This is a genomic window from Terrimonas sp. (genome assembly GCF_003075435.1).
Lineage (GTDB): Bacteria > Bacteroidota > Bacteroidia > Chitinophagales > Chitinophagaceae > Agriterribacter.
In genome coordinates this window covers 1-15087 of record NZ_QCZJ01000015.1, presented here as the reverse complement: position 1 = coordinate 15087, position 15087 = coordinate 1, and the positions used below count along the sequence as shown (strand labels likewise).

Sequence of the window (15087 nt, the reverse complement as noted above, 5' to 3'; positions counted from 1 at the left end):
AGTGGTTTTTATTGTATCTTAGTAAAACAGAACATACTAAAATTCAGATTGTTGCCTCTAATTTGTTGTATGAATATCCGGTTGCTGTAAAGCTATATCCCATTCCCTTGCTCAAAAAAGGTTTTTATTAAAATGTTTATTATGATTTTGAGAATTTTCAAAGCTATGGCGTTGACCGGTTGTTTTTTATGTGTATATCAGGTTGGGTTTGCTCAAATTACGGATACAGTTTCTGCAGCTATATCCGATTCAGGCATTGTTAAACCGGTGCCGGATAATGTAACTGTAAAAGATAATCATTTTAAAACAGCCGGAAAGGTATTCAGAGATTTGGCGTTAAGTGTGCCAGGCGATTTTTCGGAAATGGGTAAAGAAGTATCAGTTCATTGGAAAAGATCTGTCGCCTATACTGCTGGTGTAGGGCTTTTAATTCTGGCAGACAAGCCGGTTACCCGCTTTCATCAGGATGTTGTAGAGAAGTATATTGACTATAAACTTCCAAGTCTGCCGAGTGTAAAACTTATCAAAGGAGTTAATTTGTTATATGGCATTGACTTGTATTTGGCATATCCTTTGGGTGCATTATATGCCGGTTCTCTGGCAGCTAATTATAAAACAGGTCAACGTGCTTCACTTAATTCCTTTAAGGCGATGGCCTATTCTTACATCATTACCCAAATAGTTGCAAAATCAATATTTGCCCGGCAAAGACCTGATCTGACTTTGAGTAATCCCAATGACCCCCTTGGAGAAGAATTCAGCAGAAATCCATATGATTTTTTTAATTTTCGACCGATACGTTTCGAAGGTGGAGGATATGCAACATCTTTCCCTTCTTTTCATGCTACTGCTTATTATGCTGTTGCGAAGGTGTTAGCAATGGAGTTTAATAATTACTGGATACCTTATAGTGCTGTAACCATTGTTTTTCTTTCGAGCCTCAGAGCTCACCAGCATTGGGTAAGCGACATGGTGGCCGGTGGATTACTGGGTACGGTTATCGGGCATGGTGTGGTAATGGGCACAAGACGCCTGGAAAAAAGGCGGTCAGAAAAAATACAACGGTTGAGTTCCAAAAAGAAACCCAGGATTGAGTATAGTATTATTCCCTCTATATCCTTCTCAGGTGTAGGAGTTAACCTGCATGCTTCCTTTTAACTGCCTGTTCTTGCAGATATCCGGATACTAAATTTATTGATTGCCTTTGCTTTCCCAAACTGTAATTTTGAAAGTGCTGTTTCTCTCTGTGTTTATATTTCCTTATCATCTTTTCAGATTAGGGCTATCTTTACAGTATGCCCCGGTTCAATTATACTGATAGTCTGAATTTATTATCCAAGTTTACTGTGCGTCGTGCGTGGAATGCGGCAAAAGTTTTTGGCAGCTACCATATCAGCCGTTGGCGAAATAAACCGGTGCAATGGGGTTATCCTGTTTCTATTTCATTTGAGCCAACAACATCCTGTAACCTGCGCTGCCCCGAATGCCCGAGTGGGTTAAGGAGCTTTTCACGGCCTACCGGTATGCTGAAGAAAGATTTTTTCCGGCAAACTATTGATGATATACATAAAGAGTTGCTATATCTTATTTTCTATTTCCAGGGGGAGCCATACCTGAACCCGGATTTTTTAGATATGGTACGCTATGCCGCGGATAAAAAAATATATACGGCTACATCAACCAACGCACATTACCTGAATGATATTAATGCAAAAAAAACAGTGGAAAGCGGGCTCGACAGGCTGATCATTTCTATTGACGGCACAACACAGGAGGTGTACCAGCAATACAGGAGAGGTGGGAGGCTCGACAAAGTGCTGGAAGGGGCAACGAAAATTGTAAAATGGAAAAAAGCGCTTAGGAGTAAAACACCGTTTATCATATTTCAGTTTTTAGTGGTAAAACCTAATGAGCACCAGGTGGAAGAAGTAAAGCAACTGGCAAAGGAAATAGGTGTGGATGATGTATGGTTTAAAACCGCGCAGGTGTATGATTATGAGAATGACCCGAATAATCTTATTCCTACTATTGATAAATACAGCCGCTACCGGAAAAACAGTACGGGTGAATATGCTGTAAAAAATAAATTAAATAATCATTGCTGGAAACTTTGGCACGCAAATGTAATTACATGGGATGGGATGGTAGTGCCCTGTTGCTTTGATAAAGATGCGATGCACAGGCTCGGTAACCTGAAAATGCAATCTTTTAAAGAAATATGGCATAACGATAATTATAAACAATTCCGCCGTGAGCTAATGGAAAGCAGAAAAAACATCGATATCTGCGCCAATTGCAGTGAAGGCACAAAGGTGTGGAATGACTAAAGATCAAGCTTGGCGGAAAACCAATTCACTAATGATTATTGCCTGTTCACTCATTCACAAAAACAATGCATGCTTTTACACCTACATCCTGTTGATCCGCAACCCAGGCAAATAAAAACGATTGTTGAATGTTTGCAATCGGGTGGCATAATCATTTATCCTACCGATACCCTATATGGTTTGGGTTGTGATATCTTCCAGCACAAAGCCATTGAACGTATTGCACGAATAAAAAATATCAATCCGGATAAGGCTAACTTTTCTTTTGTGTGCTACGACCTCAGTGATTTAAGTACATACACAAAAAGTATATCAACCTCTTTATATCGGTTATTGAAAAATCATTTGCCAGGCCCTTATACTTTTATCCTGCCTTCCAGCAAAGAAGTTCCTAAAATTTTAAAAAGCAAAAAAAATACAGTTGGTATAAGAGTGCCTGATAACACTATTGCAAGAACAATTGTGAAAGAATTAGGACACCCGATATTAAGTACAACTTTACCAGGTGAAATGGTTGAGGAATATACTGACCCCGAATTGATGGAAGCGAATTTTAATAAGCTGGTAGATATTGTTATTGATGGCGGTATAGGCGGAATGACTCCTTCAACCATCATTGATTGTACCGGGGATGAGCCAATACTTACCAGAAAAGGATTGGGAGAATGGGAAGATGAAAGTAGCAAGTGATAAGTATGCCCTTGCTGCCCATTGCTGACGACTGAAAGCTATCAGCTATTTACTGTTCGCCTTAAACACCCGGATGAAATTTCCTCCCATAATCTTATTAACGTCATCTACCGAATATCCTTTTGCAAGCAATGCCTTCGTGATCTTCGGAAAATCCTGAATGCCATTTATGTCTTTGGGTAATGATTCAACGCCATCCATATCTGCACCAATGCCTACATAATCAACCCCAACCAGCTTTACTATATAATCTATATGATCAATAATGGAAGAAAACGGAGGACGGATCTTTTCCATATCTTTTCTGTACTTCTGCGCAAGCCAGTCGCCTATTTCATACTCTCCTTTATTCAGGTTCTTTAAAGAATCCATTTCAGCACGGTGACTCGCAAAAAGCGCTTTTCGCCTGTTAAGATAATTACTGTCTAAAAATCCTGAATAAAAATTCACCTGTATTACACCGCCGTTTTTAGCAACAGCTTTTATTTGTTCATCTGTTACATTTCTTGGTACGGGGCATAATTTGTATACACTACTGTGAGAAAGAATAACCGGCTTTGAGGTGGTTTGTATAGCATCCCAAAATGTTTGAACGCCTACATGGGAGAGATCAACCATCATTCCTAAATCATTCATTTTTTTCACAACAGTTTTGCCAAAATCATTCAGTCCTGCATGCGGCAATGGTTTGCCTGCTTTCTGTGCTGCGCTTTCATCTTTTGCAGAAGTTGCCCAGTCAGTAGAATTATTCCAGGTGAGTGTAAGATATCTTGCTCCCCTTTTAAATAAGCTGTCAAGATAATCCAGCCGGTCTTCTATCATATGCCCGCCTTCCACGCCAATCATGCAAGCCAGTTTTTCTTGTTCAACAGCCTGCTCCAATTCTGCAGGTGTAGAAACCATCATCACTCTGCCGGGATTTCTTGCTGCAATAGTATATAATGAATCTATTTCCCGGTTGGCAAACCTAAAAGCCGTGCCTTTGCCAAAAGTTTCATCACAGAAAATGGAAAATACCTGAACATCAATCCCTCCTTTTTTAAACCTCTCTATATCCGAATGCGTTCTTCCAAGCAGGTTTCCATCAATCTTCAGCTTTTTTTCAACTGAAGTAGAAAGGATATCGTTATGTGTATCTACCACTATGGCCTGCTTATGCACAGTTTTATAGTTTTGTGCCTTTGCAAATAGTGTAATACAACAAACAGCGATACAGATATACAGTCTCATAATTACAGCATTATTTTAATCAATAGGGGTTATGTGAGAAGAGAGAGGACAGTCGTGAAATGTGAAAGCTCATTTCACCTTTCTCGTTTTACCTCTCACGATTATATTATTAATCTTCTTTACTTCCTTTCTCACCAATAAACCATTGCTCCTTATTTTTGAACAACACATTAAATGTAGTAAGCGAACCATATATCCTTGTAATATACTGCTGCAGGTTCACCTTGTCTTCATCAGTCAATTTTTTGTGGGCATTAATTTGTTGTTCAAGCACCCTTATCCTGTCGCGCAGCATTACTATTTTGTGAAAGAAAACATCAATCGGCACTTCTTTGGGTTTTAATGAGGGATCAGAAGGCTGCAATACCATTGCGCCGCCTATCCACCTGTCGCCTAAAGGAACATTTTCCGTAATGCCTCCCCATAAACGCAAAATTTTCAGCAAAGATTTTTCCGTATCCGAAACCGTTTCTATCTCGGCGCTTACATTTTCGGCAATTATTTCATCAAGCTGCTGGTCTGTTTTATCAATCTCTTTTATACCGTGGTGTATAAACGAAATTATATAGGTTGCATATTTAACTCCCACTATTACGCCGGGGCCAAATTGCGTGTGCTGCAGTCTTGTTCCTATACCTAATACCGTTTGTTCCATAACAATTATATTTCAATGAAGAGGTCAAGATAGAATTTTTTTTGATACCGGCGGCCAGCATAAATTGGTGGATACATTATTTAGGAATATTATTGCAGCCGTATAAAAACATATCAATGAAAAGAGTAGCTATTACAGGACTTGGAGTTATAAGCCCGCTGGGAAATTCAGTAAATAGTTTCTGGCAAAATATAATTTCAGGAAAAAGCGGCGCCGGTCCCATCACAAAGTTTGATGCTTCAAAATTTAAAACACGTTTTGCCTGCGAGGTAAAAGATTTTAATGCAGAAGCATATATAGATAAAAAAGAGCTTAAGAAATATGACTTGTTTACGCAATACGCCATTGCTGCAAGCGACCAGGCAATAAAAGATTCAGGATTGGATTTTGTAAATATGCCTGAAAGTGAACGTTACGAGGTTGGGGTTATCTGGGCGTCTGGCAATGGGGGTATGGCTACTTTTGAAGAGCAGGTAAAAGAATATTATATGGGTGATGGCACGCCGAGATTCAATCCTTTTTTCATTCCAAAAATGATTGTGGATATAGCGGCAGGAGTGATATCAATACGGCATAAGCTGCACGGCCCGAATTATTGTACTGTATCTGCCTGCGCATCTTCCAATACCGGCATCATCAGTGCATTTGATACTATACGTTTGGGTAAGGCAACCATTATGGTTGCAGGTGGTTCCGAGGCCGGTATTACGCCTGCTTCAGTAGGTGGTTTCGGAGCAGCACAGGCATTATCAAAAAACAATGAACATTATCTTACGGCCTCACGTCCTTTTGATAAAACCCGCGATGGTTTTGTTATTGGTGAGGGTGGCGCTGCGCTTATACTGGAAGAATGGGAACATGCCGTAAAAAGAGGTGCAAATATTTACGCGGAATTGATTGGCGGCGGCATGGCGGCAGATGCCTATCATTTAACCGGCACCCCTCCGGATGGACTTGGCGCTTCATTGGGCATAAGCAAAGCCCTGGCAGATGCAAAAATTACTCCTGATAAAATTGATTATATCAATGCGCATGCTACTTCAACAGGCCTCGGAGATATCGGTGAGCTCCAGGGCATAAAAAAAGTTTTCGGACAACTACCCGTTGCCGTTAGTGCTACCAAATCAATGACAGGGCATTTACTGGGTGGCGCAGGTGCCATTGAAAGTATCATCAGCGTTTTATCTATTAAAAACAATATTATTCCTGCAACAATTAACACAACCGAGCTTGATGAAAAAATACCTGAGGGTATGAATATTGTTATTGATGAATCTGTGCAAAAGCCGGTAAACTATGTTGTAAACAATACATTCGGTTTCGGCGGGCATACGGCAACATCTGTGTTTAAAAAGGTGTAGAACGGTCAGCCGTTAGCCATCAGGTATCAGCGGTCAGGTATTGGCTGGCTGCTGATACCTGTTAGCCGATAACTTCCGCTTCATATATTTCCAATGGCAATCCATCAGGATCGGCGAAAAAAGTGAACTTTTTGCCGGTGAATGCATCAATTCGTATAGGTTCTACGGTTATGCCCTTTTGTTCCAGTATCTTTTTTGTGTCTTCCACACTTCCTACCTGGAATGCAAGGTGTCTCAATCCGCAGCTTTCCGGTTTTGATGGACGCGGTGGTGGTTCTGGAAAAGAAAAAAGTTCAACAATATATTGATCATTCAAGGCAAGATCAAGTTTATAGGATCGTCTTTCTTCCCGAAATACTTCTCTTACAATTTTCAGTTCAAGTATTTTTGTATAAAAATGTTTGGAACGCTCATAATCCGAGCAGATGATTGCGATGTGATGGATAGATCTTAATAAAGACATGAAAGGTATTTATTAGCAGAAACCAATATGTGTTTTGAAAACCATTAAGAAGTTAAGGGTCATTAAGGCTTTTTACTTAATTTTCTTAATGTCTTAATGGTTAATTATAAGAGCTAATAGTATTCCCGGATAAGATATAGAGTGGCAAAGGTATAAATGAAAATAATTTTCCTGATGCGGACATCTGTATATGACCGTTATACAACTCAATCATTCACTATTTATCTTTCTTTATTTTCACCATTTCTCCAGGCATAATCAACGAGTTCCAGCCTGCAAGGTCTGATGGTTTTACATTGGCTTTGTAGCCGTCAAAATTAAAAGTGGTTGGTTTATATGGACCAACAAAATCAATATTACTATTCGCTTTTATTTTGTCTTCCATCCCTGCTGCCCAAAAAATAGCGTTGATTGTCATACGGCGAAAATCCTTGCTCAACAAATCTTCTGATGCGCCATGTACAGTGGCAAATGCACGCCCGCTTTTCCCTCCAGGTAGCTGGTAGGTACGCACCCACGCTGCAGCCAATGGCTTTTTAGTAGTATCAACAGGAGAATCAGGTGTCATGCCATTTAATACTTCACAACGGGCAAGTACTGTTGCATTCATCTTTTCAGGATGAACCAGATAGGCGCCGCTCTGAGCCCAGGGATTTTTTACACCACGCATTACAGGGTGTTCTTTCTGCGCATCATCAATCACTAATTTGGTTGCCTGTTTGTGATTGGTTCCATAATGGTCAACCCAGGTTTCTCCCAATACAATTTTGCCAAAGCCTTTGTTCCATTCTTTCACAGGTCCGTTATATGCAAAATCATAGTGTGCCCAATTGGGATGATTTTTAATATGGAAAGCATGTGTAGCAGTTCTGAATCCTACTACCGGTCCGCCACGTTTCAGGTAGTTATCAATATGCTGCATTTCTTCATCTGTGAAATCGGAAAAGCGGGTAAAGATCACCATCAGGTCTGCTTTATCCAGCACATCAAGCCCACGCAGGTTAGAACTGCCCGGCAATATATACCCCTTATCATCCAATGCCCATATTACCGTACAGGTAAACCCATAACGTTTGGCAAGAATTCTTGCCAGGGCAGGCAGCGATTCTTCCGAGCGATATTCATGATCGCTGGCGATGAATACAATATTTTTCCCCAGCCCAACGCCGGATGTTCCTTTGTATACAACACGATATTTATCAATATCTTCATTAACAGATGTTGCTGAATCTGCTTTAGCGATCGCAGGAGTACTTTCAATATCAGCCATTTGTTTTTTACCTGAAAAGCCGAATATAAAAATGATAACGCTGAAGCAAATCGTTGAGCAAAGAATTTTCATCATAATTTGTAGATTGAAAATAAAAATAGGGAACTTTAAAGATAAGTGACAGAAGTGTAAAGAAGATGAAAATATTAGAAAAAGCAAGCAGTTATTTCTTCCCTAATACCGTGCCTGCAAAATCATCTTTGTTAATGAATCCAATATAACGTGAATCCTGGGCATTATCTCTATTATCTCCAAGTACAAAATATTTGCCGGGAGGAACAGTAACAGGACCAAAATTGTCTTTATTCCATTTTTTTTGCCAGATATTTTCTACATCAGCATTTTCAGTCCCTTTTTTATCAATGAGTTTTCTTCCGGTTATATTAAGTTCCTTTAAAAACTTTTCATTTGTAAAAAAGTAGAAGCTATCTGCAGCTATTTGATAATATTGCTCAGGGTCAGGATTGAATTTATCTTGTAAAACATTAAAATCTTTATTACTCATAATAAAAGTGTGATTCAAAGTTAGACCTGCATCTACATTTTTTCCATTTAAAAATAACACACCATTTTTAATTTCAATGTTGTCTCCTTCTGTTCCACATAAACGGAATATCCATATTTGATTTCCCAACTCCTGAGTATTATAATGAAAACAGATAAAATCCAGGAGTTTTGGCTTCGCGAGATTTGAAGAAAAAATATAGCTCCCTCTTTTTAAAGTTGGTTCATTGGATGAAGCAGATAAAGCAAAGAACTGGATGGCATTAGTTAGTCGTCCGGCTATCCATAAAAGCAAAATAATTATACAAAAGCCGATGAGTATTTTTTTGCCGGAATTCATTATTAATTCTTAATGAAAACAAGATACATTATATATTTTGTTCCCTTCTTGCAATAACCCTTTTTTACAAAAGCATTTTCTGGTTGATACCATTGGTGCTCTTCATTACGCACAAAACTTTTCTCATAATTCCATTTGGAAGCATCCTGTACGCTATCCTTATTGAATTCATCACTCCAAACTAGCTTGTATTTATGCCGGGCATGGAGAATAGTATTACAGGTAAGTAAGCATTGTACTCCTGTCGTTTTTTTTAAAGAGATCCATAGTATAACGTTTGTGGTTTATTTTCAAAATACAGTATTTGTTTGAAATACTGCATGGGCGGTGCGGATGAAAAGTGCGATGCACAATACAACCCGGAGTGAACAGGGAATACCCAACCAGGGATATGGGTCCGGCTTTATAAAAAATATGGAGTGCCATGAAAAACCGGTTGAAATAAATGGTGACCGGGATTAATTATTAGGTCTGATAACAGTATTGTGTTGTTGTGTATTAAACTGCTGATGAGGAAAAACCGTGTAGCCTCCTCTTTGAACGCTTATGCTGCCTGATATAGAAAATGTTTTTTCATCATTCACATACATAAGTCCCAATTCAGCCCTTGGGTATATACCAAAGCTATTTGAGCCATACGTACTGTTGCCGTAAAGGCCATTGCTGGTTCCGGTAAGTGGCAAGGGTTGATTAAAATTTATGTATGTAGGATTAACCGATATACCTGCAAAAGCATATACATTATTATTCAGTTTCCTGTTAAGTTGTAAACCAATAGGAGCAGATATATAATTAAAGCTGCCGCCCCTGAAAAAACTATATCCTGCCGATACCATGCTATACCTGCTCACAAACCATTTTTTGGAGGGATTCACCTCAGCATTGAGCACATTGTTGGCAACAGCGTACGGACTGCGGTAACCGATACCTGCAGGCACATACGTTTGCGCTTCCAGGTATAAAGCGGAGAATAATATTGCGATAACTATAGTAGTTCGTTTCAGGTTACACATAACAAGCTAAAATTAAGCATTGTTTGGCTACTAATGTTAAAAATAACAACACATTTAACTTATGAGCGGCTAAGTTTTCAGGGTAAAGGCTCATAGGGTTTAAATGCTGCTATATGATGCGGAAACTTCCATCAATATCATAAAATAATTAAGTTTCTCAAACGGTTGCTTCGCTGGCATATTTGTATTACCTTTGCACGCTTAAATTTGGGCAAATTGCCCATATTCATCCAAAAGCATTGCTGCCGCACTAAAATTGAAGTTAAAGAAATAACAATGCAGATTAGAAATATCGCCATTATTGCACACGTTGACCACGGTAAAACCACATTGGTTGACAAGATCTTACATCAAACCAATGTATTCCGCGCCAATCAGGAAAGCGGTGAACTGATCATGGACAGCAATGACCTTGAGCGGGAAAGGGGGATAACAATCTTCAGTAAAAACGCATCTGTTGTATTTAAGGATGTGAAAATTAATGTGATTGATACACCGGGGCACGCCGATTTTGGCGGAGAGGTAGAAAGGGTATTGAAAATGGCCGATGGAGTGCTATTGCTGGTAGATGCTTTTGAAGGTCCGATGCCGCAAACCCGTTTTGTGTTGCAGAAAGCTTTGCAACTGAACCTGAAACCTATTGTAATTATTAATAAGGTTGATAAGCCTAACTGCCGCCCGGATGAAGTGCATGACGCCGTGTTTGAACTGTTTTTTAACCTGGATGCTACAGAAGAGCAGCTCGATTTTCCAACGTTCTACGGTTCTGGTAAAAACGGCTGGTTCAATGATTCGCTTACGCCCAGTGAAGATATTACACCATTACTTGATGGTATTCTTAAATATGTACCCGAGCCAAAAGTAAATGAGGGCCCGCTGCAAATGCAGATCACTTCACTGGATTACTCTTCCTTTCTTGGGCGTATAGCCGTGGGTAAAGTAACCCGTGGCAGCATCAAAGAAAACCAACCAATTGCTTTGGTTCAGGCAGACGGTACTATAAAAAAATCAAGGGTAAAAGAATTATATATTTTTGAATCGCTGGGCAAGAAAAAAGTTACGGAGGTTATAGCCGGTGATATTTGCGCGGTAGTGGGATTGGAAGATTTTAATATCGGCGATACTATTGCTGATGCAGAGGTTCCGGAGGCATTGCCTGTAATAAGCGTGGATGAGCCTACAATGAATATGTTGTTCAGCATCAACAATTCTCCTTTTTATGGCAGAGACGGAAAATTTGTTACCAGCCGTCACCTGCGCGACAGGTTGATGAAGGAAACAGAAAAAAACCTGGCATTGAGGGTATTTGATACTGATAACGGGGATAGCTTTATGGTGTATGGCCGCGGTATTTTACACCTGGGTATATTGATTGAAACCATGCGCAGGGAAGGATATGAGTTAACTGTAGGCCAGCCGCAGGTAATTGTAAAAACGATAGATGGTAAAAAGTGCGAACCCTACGAAACACTGGTTGTTGATGTGCCTGAAGAATTTGCAAGTAAGGTTATCGACCTGGTATCGCGCCGTAAAGGTGAAATGCTGGTGATGGAAACCAAGGGTAGTATGCAGCACCTGGAATTTGATATTCCTTCCCGTGGGTTGATCGGGTTGCGTACACAAATGCTTACTGCAACAACCGGCGAAGCTGTAATGGCTCACCGCTTTAATGAGTATAAGCCATGGAAAGGCCCGATTCCCGGCAGAAATAATGGGGTATTGCTTTCAAAGAACCAGGAAAAAACTACAGGTTACTCCATAGATAAATTGCAGGATCGCGGAACCTTTTTTGTAGATCCGGGAGAAGAAGTATATGCCGGTCAAATTATTGCAGAGCATATTAAACCAGGCGACCTGGTAGTAAATGCTACGGAAGGGAAAAAATTAACCAACCACCGCGCCAGTGGTAGCGATGATGCAACACGCATTGCACCAAAAACATTGATGACGCTTGAAGAGTGCATGGAATATATTCAGTTTGACGAATGTATTGAGGTAACACCTAATTTTATTCGTATGCGTAAACTGATACTGAATGAGGAAGAGCGCAAAAAACAATCCAAACAAATGAGCGCCCAGGAAGCATAATTATGCCAAGCAGTATATTGAATTGAATTGAATAAAGGCTGATTCCGAAAGATCAGCCTTTATGTTTTTCTTACAACTGGGAAATAGCCGACAGTAATTCAAGTAGTTTTGTGAATTGCTTTCAAATTATTAAGTAGCTTAGTTCTTTTACAACCATCCCTACAATACTGCACAAAATCCCACAGTTGTGAATTGCTTTCAAATTATTAAGTAGCTTAGTTCTTTTACAACTTAGTCAATGTTGCCCTCCGAGCTACCACTGTTGTGAATTGCTTTCAAATTATTAAGTAGCTTAGTTCTTTTACAACGTTGTCATTTGTATGAAGCCGCTACATTTAGTTGTGAATTGCTTTCAAATTATTAAGTAGCTTAGTTCTTTTACAACGATAGGCTATTACATGCACGGCACAGAAGAGTTGTGAATTGCTTTCAAATTATTAAGTAGCTTAGTTCTTTTACAACTTTTACCCGTAGTTCGCAATTTGTTTTCTGTTGTGAATTGCTTTCAAATTATTAAGTAGCTTAGTTCTTTTACAACTGCTTAGCTACTACAACCCAACGCCAACCAGTTGTGAATTGCTTTCAAATTATTAAGTAGCTTAGTTCTTTTACAACATGCAGTTAACCATTGACTTCACAACAGCGTTGTGAATTGCTTTCAAATTATTAAGTAGCTTAGTTCTTTTACAACTCCCCCATTTAGCGGGTGTTCTCAAATGCCGTTGTGAATTGCTTTCAAATTATTAAGTAGCTTAGTTCTTTTACAACCAGCGGATCAGTAATTGTACAAGGTGAGGTGTTGTGAATTGCTTTCAAATTATTAAGTAGCTTAGTTCTTTTACAACTTGTGAATCCCTAAGCCTGCCGGCAGCTATGTTGTGAATTGCTTTCAAATTATTAAGTAGCTTAGTTCTTTTACAACGTCTGACTGAAAAAGCATTGCAGGTTTATGGTTGTGAATTGCTTTCAAATTATTAAGTAGCTTAGTTCTTTTACAACTACAGCATATAACTATGTTTTGGCTTTTAAGTTGTGAATTGCTTTCAAATTATTAAGTAGCTTAGTTCTTTTACAACACACGGTAACAGTTGTTATCGTTTGTGCTGGTTGTGAATTGCTTTCAAATTATTAAGTAGCTTAGTTCTTTTACAACAACCTAAGTCGGAAGGTTTACGCATTGAAAGTTGTGAATTGCTTTCAAATTATTAAGTAGCTTAGTTCTTTTACAACATTTTGTGTTGCTTGAATCAGTGGCGGTATGTTGTGAATTGCTTTCAAATTATTAAGTAGCTTAGTTCTTTTACAACTGTGCTAATTCAGCAGAACAACTTCACAACGTTGTGAATTGCTTTCAAATTATTAAGTAGCTTAGTTCTTTTACAACTGTGTATCCTGCGGTATAAGTAAGTGTGTGGTTGTGAATTGCTTTCAAATTATTAAGTAGCTTAGTTCTTTTACAACACGCTCCAACTAAAGGCGCCCAATCCAACCGTTGTGAATTGCTTTCAAATTATTAAGTAGCTTAGTTCTTTTACAACCCTCAATAGCTTTAACCTGATTAGCCGTAGTTGTGAATTGCTTTCAAATTATTAAGTAGCTTAGTTCTTTTACAACTTGAGTACTTTAGATGTTACTATTCCGTATGTTGTGAATTGCTTTCAAATTATTAAGTAGCTTAGTTCTTTTACAACGTTCCCGCTAACGTAGTCACACCTCCAATAGTTGTGAATTGCTTTCAAATTATTAAGTAGCTTAGTTCTTTTACAACCCATGTCAAGGATCTTCTGATTGCTTCCTGTTGTGAATTGCTTTCAAATTATTAAGTAGCTTAGTTCTTTTACAACGCCCCGGAATAGTTTACACTCCAACTGAAAGTTGTGAATTGCTTTCAAATTATTAAGTAGCTTAGTTCTTTTACAACGATACTCGACCTTAAAACGTGCGCCGATGCGTTGTGAATTGCTTTCAAATTATTAAGTAGCTTAGTTCTTTTACAACGACGCCTTTAAAGAATATATCATCGCCGGAGTTGTGAATTGCTTTCAAATTATTAAGTAGCTTAGTTCTTTTACAACTTTTAAAAGCTTTAAATCCGTACTTGTCAGGTTGTGAATTGCTTTCAAATTATTAAGTAGCTTAGTTCTTTTACAACGACCTCCTGCGCCATCATACATCCTAACGTGTTGTGAATTGCTTTCAAATTATTAAGTAGCTTAGTTCTTTTACAACGAATTGTCAAAACTTGTTCATATCCGCCTGGTTGTGAATTGCTTTCAAATTATTAAGTAGCTTAGTTCTTTTACAACTGAAGGGTGGTAAATAGCATCAGGCGCGTAGTTGTGAATTGCTTTCAAATTATTAAGTAGCTTAGTTCTTTTACAACTTCTTCCTGGTTCATAATCTAAGTTACGGAGTTGTGAATTGCTTTCAAATTATTAAGTAGCTTAGTTCTTTTACAACATTATAGGGATTATTTCCAGCCCCGTTACAGTTGTGAATTGCTTTCAAATTATTAAGTAGCTTAGTTCTTTTACAACGGTATTTTTATGTTCCTGTAGCGGTAAGTGGTTGTGAATTGCTTTCAAATTATTAAGTAGCTTAGTTCTTTTACAACTTACAGACGTTTCACCTCCTTCCGCAACGGTTGTGAATTGCTTTCAAATTATTAAGTAGCTTAGTTCTTTTACAACCCAAAAGCACGTATCCCATCATTTACGGTTGTTGTGAATTGCTTTCAAATTATTAAGTAGCTTAGTTCTTTTACAACCTGTCTGCATTGTTTTTCATCCACCTTTTTGTTGTGAATTGCTTTCAAATTATTAAGTAGCTTAGTTCTTTTACAACTCCTGCCGTTCAGTAAGATCTAATGTGCGGGTTGTGAATTGCTTTCAAATTATTAAGTAGCTTAGTTCTTTTACAACATCTGGTCGTATATTAGTTACCGCATTCGAGTTGTGAATTGCTTTCAAATTATTAAGTAGCTTAGTTCTTTTACAACTGTCACGATCAGATACTCTGATGTAAATTCCTGAGATGTTGACCCATTGTTCTTGCATGTTGACCCACTCCGGTTGCGATACTATGAGTAAGAGCTAAATGAGGTGATAAAAATACGGATGAGTATTAAGAGTTGAGAGATTTTTTTC

Annotated in this window: 12 protein-coding genes and 1 CRISPR repeat array; of the genes, 5 read left to right on the top strand and 7 right to left on the bottom strand. The window is 38.6% G+C overall.

The features are described from left to right. Window positions 1-141: 141 nt before the first annotated feature. The 3 genes from DC498_RS15960 (at window position 142) to DC498_RS15950 (ending at window position 3017) form a co-directional block, all read left to right on the top strand. The gene (locus DC498_RS15960; RefSeq protein ID WP_165813863.1) at window positions 142-1158 is read left to right on the top strand and encodes a phosphatase PAP2 family protein; all 1017 of its coding nucleotides are present in this window, start codon (window positions 142-144) and stop codon (window positions 1156-1158) included. Window positions 1159-1295: 137 nt separating this feature from the next. Further along, the gene (locus DC498_RS15955; protein WP_116875183.1) at window positions 1296-2327 is read left to right on the top strand and encodes a radical SAM/SPASM domain-containing protein; all 1032 of its coding nucleotides are present in this window, start codon (window positions 1296-1298) and stop codon (window positions 2325-2327) included. A gap of 69 nt (window positions 2328-2396) precedes the next feature. Then, window positions 2397-3017: an L-threonylcarbamoyladenylate synthase gene (locus DC498_RS15950; protein ID WP_116875182.1), complete on the top strand. Its 621-nt coding sequence runs from the start codon at window positions 2397-2399 to the stop codon at window positions 3015-3017. Window positions 3018-3062: 45 nt separating this feature from the next. On the opposite strand, the gene DC498_RS15945 is transcribed toward DC498_RS15950, so the two are convergent. Together DC498_RS15945 and DC498_RS15940 are read right to left on the bottom strand one after the other, a co-directional pair. Next, a complete protein-coding gene (locus tag DC498_RS15945) occupies window positions 3063-4247 on the bottom strand; it encodes a dipeptidase (RefSeq protein WP_116875181.1) in 1185 nt (394 codons plus the stop codon). A 109-nt stretch (window positions 4248-4356) separates the two neighbouring features. Further along, window positions 4357-4902: a hypothetical protein gene (locus DC498_RS15940; RefSeq protein WP_116875180.1), complete on the bottom strand. Its 546-nt coding sequence runs from the start codon at window positions 4900-4902 to the stop codon at window positions 4357-4359. 116 nt (window positions 4903-5018) lie between these two features. Between DC498_RS15940 and fabF the strand changes: the two genes are divergently transcribed. Further along, window positions 5019-6263 (top strand): beta-ketoacyl-ACP synthase II, encoded by a 1245-nt coding sequence (gene fabF / locus DC498_RS15935; RefSeq protein ID WP_116875179.1) that lies wholly within the window; start codon window positions 5019-5021, stop codon window positions 6261-6263. Between the two features lie 61 nt (window positions 6264-6324). On the opposite strand, the gene gloA2 is transcribed toward fabF, so the two are convergent. The 5 genes from gloA2 to DC498_RS15910 form a co-directional block, all read right to left on the bottom strand. After that, complete coding sequence (gene gloA2 / locus DC498_RS15930) at window positions 6325-6726, bottom strand: SMU1112c/YaeR family gloxylase I-like metalloprotein (RefSeq protein ID WP_116875178.1); 402 nt, start codon at window positions 6724-6726, stop codon at window positions 6325-6327. 217 nt (window positions 6727-6943) lie between these two features. After that, on the bottom strand, window positions 6944-8071 hold the full coding sequence (locus tag DC498_RS15925; RefSeq protein ID WP_206197644.1) for a ThuA domain-containing protein: 1128 nt from the start codon (window positions 8069-8071) through the stop codon (window positions 6944-6946). Window positions 8072-8159: 88 nt separating this feature from the next. After that, window positions 8160-8840 (bottom strand): signal peptidase I, encoded by a 681-nt coding sequence (gene lepB / locus DC498_RS15920; RefSeq protein ID WP_116875176.1) that lies wholly within the window; start codon window positions 8838-8840, stop codon window positions 8160-8162. Window positions 8841-9056: 216 nt separating this feature from the next. Continuing rightward, entirely contained in the window at window positions 9057-9266 is a 210-nt protein-coding gene (locus DC498_RS26005; protein WP_133176871.1) for a hypothetical protein, read from the bottom strand. A gap of 32 nt (window positions 9267-9298) precedes the next feature. After that, window positions 9299-9853, bottom strand: coding sequence for a hypothetical protein (locus DC498_RS15910; RefSeq protein WP_116875175.1), 555 nt, complete (start codon window positions 9851-9853; stop codon window positions 9299-9301). Between the two features lie 276 nt (window positions 9854-10129). Here DC498_RS15910 and typA point away from each other — a divergent pair, with 276 nt between their 5' ends. Next, window positions 10130-11941, top strand: coding sequence for a translational GTPase TypA (gene typA, locus DC498_RS15905; protein ID WP_116875174.1), 1812 nt, complete (start codon window positions 10130-10132; stop codon window positions 11939-11941). Between the two features lie 107 nt (window positions 11942-12048). After that, window positions 12049-14939: direct repeats of the CRISPR family, unit length 47 nt; unit sequence GTTGTGAATTGCTTTCAAATTATTAAGTAGCTTAGTTCTTTTACAAC. Window positions 14940-15087: the final 148 nt, after the last annotated feature.